Here is a 10,668-nt window from a genome sequence, read left to right as displayed (position 1 = left end):
AAATCTTCATGCTTAAATGCAGTTAGAAATGCGCTTTAGGAACTCCAAAAATGCGTCGGCATATACCTACATTTTCATCTGTTTTATGTTTCGAGGCATCCGCTAGACATCTTAGCTTCACCCGCGCAGCTGAAGAACTGAACCTGACTCAAAGCGCGGTCAGTCGACAAGTACAAGCCTTGGAAGAATTCCTCAAAACACCCTTATTCAAACGTATAAAAAAAAGGCTGCATTTGACCGAAGAAGGTATTGCTTTCGCAGAATCAGCATCTGACATTTTAGACAAGCTGGAAACAGAAAGCCTGAAACTCATATCCCGCGAACTAGATGAGCAAGTCCTGAATTTAGGTACTTTTCCCACATTTGGTTCTCGCTGGCTCATTCCACGCTTACCAGATTTCAATCAGCAAAACCCGGATTTACAGCTTAATTTCACGACAAGTGTTACACCTTTTGACTTCGCCCATCAAAATATTGATATCGCAATCCAACATGGAGATGGCAATTGGCCCAATGTCCATGCAGAAGAGCTCATTAGAGAAGACATTCTTGCTGTATGCGCCCCAACTTTGATTGAAAGCAAATATCATGTCACGCCACAAAGCGTTTTAAAGAATAGCATGTTGCGTTTAAAAACCCGCCCATATGCATGGACGGAATGGCTAGAGGCTCATAGCATCCCACAGCCTCATAAAAGCATTGGCCCACAATTCGAGACATTTGGATATATGATCCGCGCAGCCCTCGCAGGCCTTGGAGTTGCAATTATTCCCCCCATGTTTGTCGAAGAAGAATTACGTGATGGCCGACTAATTGCGCCTTTTGGAAATCCAATCCAAAGTAAGCGCGGTTACTACCTCGTAACATCTCAGAAGAAAAAAGATCTGGAAAAAGTTCATAGATTTTCCTCATGGATTAAAAGCCTCATCTGAAATCATCAGAATCTTTCATACTATATTATATCCATACAAAACCTTAATCTTCATATCATCCCGCATATACTCTTTCGCCCAAACTTCATTCAAAAAACTCATGAATTCATGAAAAAACGCCACTTTATTTTTAAATTTTCATGCATATGATGCAAGTTAGATTAAAAAACACACCTGTCAGAGGATAAAGATTATGGCCGCAAAAGTTGCGTTTAACTGGGAAGATCCATTTCTATTTGATGATCAATTAACAGATGAAGAACGTTTGGTACGTGATAGTGCCCGTGATTTCTGCCAAGAAAAATTGATGCCACGAATTTTGGAAGCAAACCGCCATGAAAAATTCGATCGTGAAATCATGAATGAGTTTGGTGAGTTAGGCCTATTAGGTAGTACAATCCCTGAAAAATATGGATGCGCTGATGTAAACCATGTCTGTTATGGTTTGGTAGCACGCGAAGTTGAACGTGTTGATTCCGGCTATCGTTCTGCAATGTCTGTACAATCTTCTTTGGTGATGCATCCGATTTATACATTCGGTTCTGAAGAACAACGTATGAAATATTTGCCAAAATTGGCAACGGGTGAATGGGTTGGCTGTTTTGGCTTAACTGAGCCTGATCATGGGTCTGACCCCGGTGGTATGAAAACACGCGCTGAAAAAGTGGATGGTGGCTACAAGCTTAACGGCGCGAAAATGTGGATCACAAATTCCCCTATCGCAGATATTGCTGTTGTATGGGCAAAGCTAGATGGCGTTATCCGTGGTTTTATTGTTGAACGTGGATTTGAAGGTTTCTCAACACCTAAAATCGAAGGAAAAATGAGCCTTCGTGCGTCTATCACTGGCGAAATCGTTTTGGATAATGTTTTCGTGCCAGAAGAAAATATGCTGCCAAATGCCAAAGGTTTAGGTGGACCATTCAGCTGCCTCAACAAAGCGCGTTATGGCATCGCATGGGGTGCATTAGGTGCAGCCGAATATTGCTGGCATGCAGCGCGTCAATACGGCATGGATCGCAAACAGTTCAATAAACCATTGGCACAAACACAATTGTTCCAACGCAAACTGACCGAAATGATGACCGAAATCACATTGGGCCTACAAGCTGCCCTTCGTGTGGGTCGTTTGATGGATGATGACAATTGTGCTGTGGAGAATATCTCCATCATCAAGCGCAATAATGTTGGCAAGTCTTTAGACATTGCCCGTATGGCGCGTGACATGCACGGTGGTAATGGTATTTCTGATGAATTCCATGTTATCCGTCACATGGTGAATTTAGAAACCGTAAATACCTATGAAGGTACACATGACATCCATACATTGATTTTGGGACGTGCACAGACAGGTTTGCAGGCTTTCTTTTAAGCCTGCACACCCTTTCCTAACGTCAGAACTTCCGGTTATTCATAGAAGGAGCCTGTCATGAGCGGTGCACTTTCCCATATCCGTGTGCTTGATCTATCCCGAATTCTTGCAGGCCCTTGGGCCAGCCAGACATTAGGGGATTTGGGCGCTGAGATCATTAAAATCGAACGCCCAAACAGCGGTGATGACACACGCCAATGGGGCCCTCCTTATGTGAAAGATGCCGATGGAAATGATACGAATGACGCAGCCTATTTCATGTCTGCTAATCGTAACAAGAAATCCGTTGCTATTGATATGGCCAAACCGGAAGGCCAAAAATTACTACATGAATTGGTAAAACAATGTGATGTAGTCATAGAAAATTTCAAAGTCGGTGGTTTGAAGAAATACAATCTGGATTACGAAAGTTTGAAGGCCATCAAACCTGATCTGGTATATTGTTCTATCACCGGTTTTGGACAGAATGGCCCTTATGCCAATCGTGCTGGATATGACTTTTTAATCCAAGGAATGGGTGGCCTTATGAGCGTAACAGGCCAACCGGACGGGGCAGACGGTGCAAGTCCGATGAAAGTCGGTGTCGCATTGGCCGATATTCTGACAGGCTTGTATACCGTCATTGGTGTACAAGCGGCCTTAGCCCATCGTGACAAAACAGGTGAAGGTCAGCATATTGATGTTGCTTTACTGGACGTGCAAGTTGCAACCCTTGCAAATCAGGCATTAAATTATCTGGCGAGTGGCAATGCCCCGACACGTCTTGGGAATGCACATCCAAATATTGTTCCTTATCAAACATTTGCCACCTCCGACGGGCATATGATTTTGGCGGTTGGAAATGACGGGCAATTTGTGAAATTTTGCGAAATAGCTGGCATTCCAGAGATTGCAGAAGATGAACGATTTAAGACCAATGCGTCACGTGTGAAAAATCGTGAGGCTCTTGCACCAATCTTACAGGCACGTATTGAAACACAAAGCCTTGATTGGTGGATAACAAATCTAGAAGCGCAAGCTGTTCCTTGTGGTCCAATTAATACAATTGATCGTGTGTTTGAAGACCCGCAAGTGAAACACCGGGAAATGCAACAAAGTCTTGAACATCCAATTGCAGGTCAGGTGCCTTCTGTTGGATCACCCTTAAAACTTTCACAAACACCTGTGGAATATAAATCAGCCCCGCCTACCTTGGGGCAACATACAGACGAAACACTTGGTGAGTTGTTAAACCTAGATGCTGATACGCTAATCAAGTTAAAGGCAGATAATATTCTTGGATAACAATTGGGTCGGTTGTATTCCGACCCATTTTTTATTATCCACTTACCCATGGACTTGCCATAAATATCTTGTATTAATGCCTAAAGATGATTCCTTTGGTGCAGATTATTTAATGACATGCAATTTCCCAGATATAGAACGTTTACAACGTTATAAAGATGACCCAAAGAACGGGCCAAGGATTTTATTCTTTTCTGGAGGTACAGCCCTTAACGGTATTAGCCGCCATCTGAAAGAATTCACTCATAATTCCATTCACTTGATCACACCATTCGATAGTGGAGGCAGCTCTGCTATCCTGCGTCACGCTTTTAATATGCCTGCTGTGGGTGACATTCGATCACGCCTCATGGCTTTAGCGGATGAAAGCATAAATGGACAATCAGATGTCTATAAACTTTTTGTCTACAGGCTGCCAAAAGATCGCTCACAAGAACAGCTAAAAGCTTACTTAAAATCCATCGTGGATGGGGAACATGACTTTATAAAAGCAATCAAAAACCCGATGCATGATATTATCGTTGGGCATTTGCAAACTTTTTACAATGCGATGCCTGATGATTTTGATTTACGCATCGCAAGTATTGGCAATCTCATTTTAACTGGTGACTATCTGAGTAATAATGAAAAGCTAGATGAAGTCATTGATAACTATTCTAACCTCGTCAATGTACAGGGATGTGTACGCGCTATTATAAATGAAAAATTGCATATTGGGGTAGAACTTGAAAACGGTCAAATTATTGTTGGACAACATCTTGTGACCGGTAAAGAAACAGGGCCTATCACAAGCCCTATTAAAGAATTTTTCGTAGCACGTTCCAAAGATGAGCAAACAGCTATTAATGTTGAAATAGACCAGTCACGTATTGACTTGATCCAATCTGCAGAAATGATTTGCTATCCCCCTGGCAGTCTCTATTCAAGTGTTGCAGCAAATCTATTACCACGTGGTGTTGGAAAAGCGATCCAAAGTAATCCATGTCCCAAAGTCTATTTTCCAAGCCTTGGTAATGACCCAGAAAGGTTTGGTAAAACTATCGATGATAGTATTTTTATTCTCCTAGATCTTTTGAAAAGAGATGTGGGCAACATATGCAAAATGAATGAGTTGTTGAACCATGTCTTGATCGATCCTCAACATGGCGTATCACTCAGCGAAGGCACGATGCAAAAACTAAAAGAGTTAGATATTCAAGTTATCGAAGCAAACCTGATAAGCGAAGAAACTGCGCCCTATTATGATCCCGACCTACTTCTTTCAAACTTATTAACTTTAAACTAACTCTTTATTCCTCAAGTAGTTCTACGGGGATTGAAAGTCCAAGTTTTACCTCATCCATCACCACATTAGTATGAAACCGTTTCACATTACGATTTTCAAAAAAATAACGACGGGTAAAGTCTTCATAAGCCTTCATATTCTTAGCAGATAATATCACAATAAAATCTGCATTCCCCGTCACATAGAAACACTGCATCACTTCAGGCGTATTACGCATGGTTTTCTTGAATTGGTCCAAATATTCTGGTCGTTCACTTTCCAGAGTCACTTCGACAATCAAAGTTACACTTTGCCCAACCTTACTGCGGTTCACCACGGCAATATCTTCACGAATCACCCCATCTTCTCGCATCTTTTTCAGACGCTTTTGGCAAGCTGTGGGCGATAAGCCTACTTTCTCGCTAAGCTGTTCTGCAGTCAGGCGATTATTTTTCTGCACTAATTCTAACAGCTTTAAATTAAACTTATCCATATGATATTATTTTCTGCCTTAAAATGAATACTTGATACTAAAATAGGTCTAATTAATTAAATATTCAACCAAATACAGCCTTAAAAGATGCATATAATCCTCTTCCCAGCAAAAGTGTTCAGGAAGAAAAATGCTTACAAATAAACTTATTTCCGAAAAACTGGATCAGGATATGCGCGACTGGCGACACGATATCCATAAACATCCAGAACTTGGCTTTGAAGAGATTAGAACCAGTGATCAAATCGCAAAACTTCTAACCGATTTTGGCTTGGAAGTTCATCGTGGCATTGGCCAAACTGGCATTGTTGCTGTGTTGAAAAATGGTAAAAGCGGTGCATCTATTGGCCTACGTGCCGATATGGATGCCTTGGAAATTCAAGAACAAACCGGCCTTCCATACCAATCAGTCCATGATGGAAAAATGCATGCCTGTGGTCATGATGGTCATACAGCTATGTTATTGGGCGCAGCCAAACATCTTGCGGACAATGCTGATTTTGACGGCACCGTTTATTTTATCTTTCAACCCGCAGAAGAACATGGTCGTGGTGCTTTGGGCATGATGGATGACAATATGTTCCAGCGCTTCAAGATGGATGCTATCTACGCCATTCATAACATGCCAAATATTCCTGCGGGCCATATTGCTGTGCGCCCGGGGCCAATGATGGCATGTGAAGATAACTTTGAAATCCATATTCAAGGGAAAGGAACTCATGCGGCCCTGCCCCATCTGGGGATTGATCCAATTGTTATTGGCGCAGAAATCGTGACCGCCTTACAAACTATTATTGCCCGCGGGATGGACCCGTTATCTCAAGGTGTTATTTCTGTTACAGAATTCACAACAGATGGTACGCGTAACGTCATTCCAGACACAGTTACGCTAACAGGCGACACGCGGTCTTTCACACCAGATATGCAAGATTTTATAGAAAACAGTATGCATCGCATTGTGAAAGGTATTTGTGAAGCTCATGGTGCGGAATTCACGTTCAAATATTCAAGAGAATTCGCGGCGACCATCAACACGAAAGAAGAAGCAGAACATGCAGCACGTGTGGCAAAAGACCTTATCGGACCAGAACTTGTCGATGAAAATTGCAGTCCTGTTATGGCGTCGGAAGATTTCGGTTTCATGCTACAAAAGAAACAAGGTGCATACATCTTCCTAGGTAATGGCGGTGGTGGCCCAGGCGGTTGCGGTCTGCATAGCCCGAATTATGACTTTAACGATGAAATTCTTTCTTTAGGGGCGGCCTTTTGGATCAATTTGGTGAAAGACCAACTTCCCCTAAACCAATAAGATACGATAGAACGGATAATAAAAATGACTTTAGACGCTTATAAAAACGTAACCTTAAACCACCATAAAAATGCCTCCTATAATGAAGGTGCTTATCCTTCTTCTTTAGATTCTGTTTTAAGCGCGAAAACTATTGAAGATGCCTATACAACAATCAGTAGCTGGAAAGGATATGAAGCCACACCTCTTTACCATCTGCATAATTTGGCTAGAGAAGCAGGCGTTGCCGATATCCTCTACAAACATGAAGGCGGGCGTTTTGGTTTAGGTAGTTTCAAGGCTTTAGGCGGTGCTTATGCGGTACTACGTTTGCTGGCAGAGGAAGTATCCAAACGTACAGGTAAAGATATATCTATTGCAGATATTCAAGGTGGTTCTTACGCGAAAGAAGTATCCGAAGTCACCATTGTCACAGCAACAGATGGTAACCATGGCCGTTCTGTAGCTTGGGGTTGCCAAAGCTTTGGTGCAAGATGCTTCATCTATATGCATGCGGGCGTCAGTAAAGGACGTGCAAAGGCCGTCGAAGATTTAGGTGCCACCGTAAACTGGGTGGATGGAAACTATGATGAATCCGTACGCCAAGCAGCAGAAGATGCGGAAAATAACGGTTGGTTTGTCGTCTCTGACACCTCTTATGAAGGTTATGTAAATCCACCACGTAATGTGATGGCCGGCTATACCGTCATGACCAATGAAATCAAAGAACAACTTGGTAGTGAGCCTGCTCCAACTCATGTATTCCTTCAAGGCGGTGTTGGTGGTTTGGCTGGCGCGATGTGCACCCATCTTTGGCAAATCTTCGGTGAAAACAAACCAAGTTTTGTGATTGTTGAACCAGATCGTGCTGATTGCCTATACCAAAGTGGCATCAAAGGGGAAGCTGTTGATGTTCACATTACCGAAGAAACAATTATGGCTGGCCTATCCTGTGGCGAGGTTTCCAATCTAGGCTGGGAAATTCTAAAATCAGGCACAGCCGACTTTTTAACCATTAGCGATGACATCGTTGCCCCGACAATGAAACTGCTGGCAAACGGCAGTGGTAATGATGTTAGCTTTGCAGCCGGAGAATCTGCTGTTGCAGGTTTAGCAGGTGCTCTGGCTGCACTTCAGGATGAGAGCATCAAAGAAGCTTTGGGGTTGGACGAAAATTCCCGCATCTTGGTATTTGGCACCGAAGGCGCGACTGACCCTGCCATCTATGAGGAACTTGTTGGTGTTGCTGCCGACAGCCTTGCGGCCTAAAGTATAATAAGAAAAGGAAAAATATTAATATGATCGCAAGACCAGATCGGGGTTTCACCCTAGATGAATTTGAAAATCGAACAGCACGTGCCCAAGCCGAAATGAAGGCTTTGGGCATGGATGTTCTTTTACTCACCACAGAACCAGATGTACGTTATTTTACAGGCTTCCTCACACAATTCTGGGAAAGCCCGACACGCCCTTGGTTCTGTGTTATTCCTGCTGATGGAAAGCCCATTGCTGTTATCCCTGAAATCGGGGCTGCAGGTATGCGCACCACTTGGGTTGAGGATATCCGCACATGGCCAGCTCCGCGACCAGAAGATGATGGTATCAGTTTGCTCGCTCAAACTATCAAGGAATGTATGAAAGGTGGCAAAATTGGCATCCAGATGGGACATGAAAGCCATCTACGCATGCCGGCTGGAAATTTCCAATCTTTATGCGATCAAATTCGACCTCATGAAATTGCAGACGCAACCATGATGATGCGTGGCCTTCGTAATGTAAAATCAGAACAGGAAGTTGCAAAAATTCACTATGCCTGCGATATAACCTCTGCCTGTTTCGAAAACTTGCCAAACCTTTTAAAGGCTGGTGAGTCAGAACGTGATAATTGTAAGCGCATGCGTATTGATTTATTGGAACGCGGTGCGGATCACTCCCCGTACCTAATCTCTGCATCTGGGCAGGGCGGCTACGATAACATCATTATGGGGCCTACGGATCGTCTCTTGGAACGCGGCGATATTTTAATCATTGATACAGGTACAGTTTATGACGGCTATTTCTGTGACTTTGACCGCAACTATGGTTTTGGCCAAGTTGCAGATGAAAGTCAGCGCGCCTATGAAACTGTTTTCAAATCGACTGATGCGGGTTTTGCCGTTGCGCGACCGGGTGCGACCTATAGTGATATATGGAAAGCCATGTGGGATGTTCTTGAGGCGGGCGGCGCCCTTGGTAATGACGTGGGCCGTATGGGCCACGGCCTTGGTATTCAACTTACCGAAGGACCATCAGTCACCCCAGATGATCATACTATCTTAAAACCGGGCATGGTTGTTACATTGGAGCCAGGAATGGAATTTGCACCCGGTAAACAAATGGTACATGAAGAAAATATCTTGATCACCGAAGATGCACCAATATGGCTCACCCGACGCGCGCCTGCCGAAATTCCAATTGTGGAGATGGATTAATGTTTAAATCAGGGGATCAACTTAAATCCAAAAAGTGGAATGTGGAATTTGATGAAGGGGCCCATGCGCGTGCGAGGTTAGGCTTTATTCTGATGTCCACGGATTTAGCAGCGGAAGATGACTTATATGCAATGCGCCCTCAAGGGGTCGGCATCCATATCACGCGCTTAAAAACAGAAGACTATACAACGAATGAAACCTTGGCGCGTCATATTGACACAATGGCGGATGCAGCATCACGCCTTCAACCAGATATGAAGCCTGAGGTAATCTGCTATAGCTGTACCAGCGGGTCTATCGTAAATGGTGAAGAACCTGTTATGGCTGAAATTAAAAAAGGGGCCCCATATACCCAGCCTACAACCCTTGTAACAGGTGTAGTTGAAGCACTCCGTGAATTAAACGCAAAAAAGATAGTGGTTGGTACACCATATCTGGATGAAATTAATTTGGCCGAAGCTGAGTTTTTAACGAACAAGGGGCTTCAACTCCTCGATCTGCAAGGATTAAATCTGGAAACAGGAATTGAGTTCGGAACAGTGACCGCAGATTTCTGGTACAAGTTCGCATGTGAAATTGACCAACCCGACGCAGATGCTGTCTTCTTAAGTTGTGGGGGCATTCGTTCAGCACAAGTTATTGACCGTATAGAACAAACTATTCAAAAACCTGTCGTGACCAGTAACCAAGCTATGTTTTGGCATTGCCTCAGAAAAGTTGGCATCCAAGATAAGTTGGAAGGTTATGGTCAATTGTTTAATCTCTAATAAAAAGCCCCGAAAAATATTTCGGGGCTTTTTACATTATGTTACCTTAATACCAAGAGACAGTTTGTTCCAAAGAACGACGAGATTTCGGGAACATCGGATTACCCGCACGATATCCAAATGCGGCCATAACTGCAGGTTTGTAAACTGTTGGATCAATATCAAAATGTTGTTCCAACGTTGCTTGAGTTTTCTCAATCTCAAACCCTTCAATCGGACAAGAATCTATGCCTAACAAGGCCGCTGTATTCATCATATTACCAAGTGCAATATAGGCTTGGCGCGCTGACCAATCTGTAATTTGACGTGCACCTTCTATTTGAAAATCATGATCTTGGAATTTTTTGTAGAACTGACCAAATAGCTCAATCACATCATCAGGTAATTGCTTCACTTCTTTCATAAAATTTTGAAGATAATCAGATCCTGCTTTCATATTCACATCTGTATGTGCAAGAAAGATGCAAAAATGACTCGCCGTTCCCAATTGGCCAGCAGTTCCGCTGGCGGCACCATTAGCACCCCAAGCAAAATCACGAAATAACTCGCGTTTTTCGTCATTTTGAATGACTAGAATTTGCCATGGTTCAAAACCAAAACTACTTGGGGACATGCGTGCGGCTTCAAGGATGGTATTAAAGATGGCTTCATCAATCTTACGGTCGGCATCAAATACTTTACAAGCATGACGGGATGTAAAAGCTTCCATCAATTGTGCTTGCACTTCAGGGATATTGTTAATTTCTTTCATGGCTCAAAGCTCCGTTGCTAAATTTGAACCAACAGATAATGAATCC

The 10,668-nt window shown here is 43.2% G+C and carries 10 protein-coding genes; 8 read left to right on the top strand and 2 right to left on the bottom strand.

What is annotated here, in order from left to right; all coding sequences use genetic code 11:
- Positions 1 to 50: 50 nt before the first annotated feature.
- The 4 genes from E1160_RS02685 (at position 51) to E1160_RS02670 (ending at position 4,873) form a co-directional block, all read left to right on the top strand.
- Positions 51 to 932 carry a LysR substrate-binding domain-containing protein gene (locus E1160_RS02685; RefSeq protein WP_155153450.1) on the top strand — a complete coding sequence of 294 codons (882 nt, stop codon included), beginning with the start codon at positions 51 to 53 and terminating at the stop codon, positions 930 to 932.
- A gap of 193 nt (positions 933 to 1,125) precedes the next feature.
- The gene (locus E1160_RS02680; RefSeq protein ID WP_155153449.1) at positions 1,126 to 2,304 is read left to right on the top strand and encodes an acyl-CoA dehydrogenase; all 1,179 of its coding nucleotides are present in this window, start codon (positions 1,126 to 1,128) and stop codon (positions 2,302 to 2,304) included.
- A gap of 57 nt (positions 2,305 to 2,361) precedes the next feature.
- Entirely contained in the window at positions 2,362 to 3,588 is a 1,227-nt protein-coding gene (locus tag E1160_RS02675; protein ID WP_155153448.1) for a CaiB/BaiF CoA transferase family protein, read from the top strand.
- Positions 3,581 to 4,873 (top strand): GAK system CofD-like protein, encoded by a 1,293-nt coding sequence (locus E1160_RS02670; protein WP_218048668.1) that lies wholly within the window; start codon positions 3,581 to 3,583, stop codon positions 4,871 to 4,873. The genes E1160_RS02675 and E1160_RS02670 overlap by 8 nt, the downstream gene beginning before the upstream one ends.
- Before the next feature lie 4 nt (positions 4,874 to 4,877).
- Here E1160_RS02670 and E1160_RS02665 read toward each other — a convergent pair whose 3' ends face one another.
- Positions 4,878 to 5,345 carry an Lrp/AsnC family transcriptional regulator gene (locus E1160_RS02665; protein WP_155153447.1) on the bottom strand — a complete coding sequence of 156 codons (468 nt, stop codon included), beginning with the start codon at positions 5,343 to 5,345 and terminating at the stop codon, positions 4,878 to 4,880.
- A 130-nt stretch (positions 5,346 to 5,475) separates the two neighbouring features.
- Here E1160_RS02665 and E1160_RS02660 point away from each other — a divergent pair, with 130 nt between their 5' ends.
- Genes E1160_RS02660 through E1160_RS02645 form a run of 4 tightly spaced genes read left to right on the top strand, consistent with a single transcriptional unit; the run spans position 5,476 to position 9,871 of the window.
- The gene (locus E1160_RS02660) at positions 5,476 to 6,654 is read left to right on the top strand and encodes a M20 aminoacylase family protein (protein WP_155153446.1); all 1,179 of its coding nucleotides are present in this window, start codon (positions 5,476 to 5,478) and stop codon (positions 6,652 to 6,654) included.
- A gap of 24 nt (positions 6,655 to 6,678) precedes the next feature.
- Positions 6,679 to 7,902 carry a diaminopropionate ammonia-lyase gene (locus E1160_RS02655; protein ID WP_155153445.1) on the top strand — a complete coding sequence of 408 codons (1,224 nt, stop codon included), beginning with the start codon at positions 6,679 to 6,681 and terminating at the stop codon, positions 7,900 to 7,902.
- A gap of 29 nt (positions 7,903 to 7,931) precedes the next feature.
- On the top strand, positions 7,932 to 9,104 hold the full coding sequence (locus E1160_RS02650; RefSeq protein ID WP_155153444.1) for a M24 family metallopeptidase: 1,173 nt from the start codon (positions 7,932 to 7,934) through the stop codon (positions 9,102 to 9,104).
- Positions 9,104 to 9,871, top strand: a complete 768-nt coding sequence (locus E1160_RS02645; RefSeq protein ID WP_155153451.1) for a maleate cis-trans isomerase family protein — start codon at positions 9,104 to 9,106, stop codon at positions 9,869 to 9,871. Before E1160_RS02650 ends, E1160_RS02645 begins: the two co-directional genes overlap by 1 nt.
- Before the next feature lie 46 nt (positions 9,872 to 9,917).
- Here E1160_RS02645 and E1160_RS02640 read toward each other — a convergent pair whose 3' ends face one another.
- Complete coding sequence (locus E1160_RS02640; protein WP_155153443.1) at positions 9,918 to 10,622, bottom strand: NAD(P)H-dependent oxidoreductase; 705 nt, start codon at positions 10,620 to 10,622, stop codon at positions 9,918 to 9,920.
- Positions 10,623 to 10,668: the final 46 nt, after the last annotated feature.

Source organism: Curvivirga aplysinae, from assembly GCF_009711445.1.
In the GTDB taxonomy this organism is placed as follows: domain Bacteria; phylum Pseudomonadota; class Alphaproteobacteria; order UBA8366; family Aestuariispiraceae; genus Curvivirga; species Curvivirga aplysinae.
This window is presented reverse-complemented; position numbering and strand designations above follow the sequence as displayed.

What these genes read in the sequence shown, in the direction of transcription:
- E1160_RS02645 (WP_155153451.1), top strand. Translation starts at nt 9,104, where the DNA reads ATGTTTAAATCAGGGGATCAACTTAAATCCAAAAAGTGGAATGTGGAA.
- E1160_RS02655 (WP_155153445.1), top strand. Translation starts at nt 6,679, where the DNA reads ATGACTTTAGACGCTTATAAAAACGTAACCTTAAACCACCATAAAAAT.
- E1160_RS02685 (WP_155153450.1), top strand. Translation starts at nt 51, where the DNA reads ATGCGTCGGCATATACCTACATTTTCATCTGTTTTATGTTTCGAGGCA.
- E1160_RS02675 (WP_155153448.1), top strand. Translation starts at nt 2,362, where the DNA reads ATGAGCGGTGCACTTTCCCATATCCGTGTGCTTGATCTATCCCGAATT.
- E1160_RS02640 (WP_155153443.1), bottom strand. Translation starts at nt 10,622, where the DNA reads ATGAAAGAAATTAACAATATCCCTGAAGTGCAAGCACAATTGATGGAA.
- E1160_RS02650 (WP_155153444.1), top strand. Translation starts at nt 7,932, where the DNA reads ATGATCGCAAGACCAGATCGGGGTTTCACCCTAGATGAATTTGAAAAT.
- E1160_RS02660 (WP_155153446.1), top strand. Translation starts at nt 5,476, where the DNA reads ATGCTTACAAATAAACTTATTTCCGAAAAACTGGATCAGGATATGCGC.
- E1160_RS02665 (WP_155153447.1), bottom strand. Translation starts at nt 5,345, where the DNA reads ATGGATAAGTTTAATTTAAAGCTGTTAGAATTAGTGCAGAAAAATAAT.
- E1160_RS02680 (WP_155153449.1), top strand. Translation starts at nt 1,126, where the DNA reads ATGGCCGCAAAAGTTGCGTTTAACTGGGAAGATCCATTTCTATTTGAT.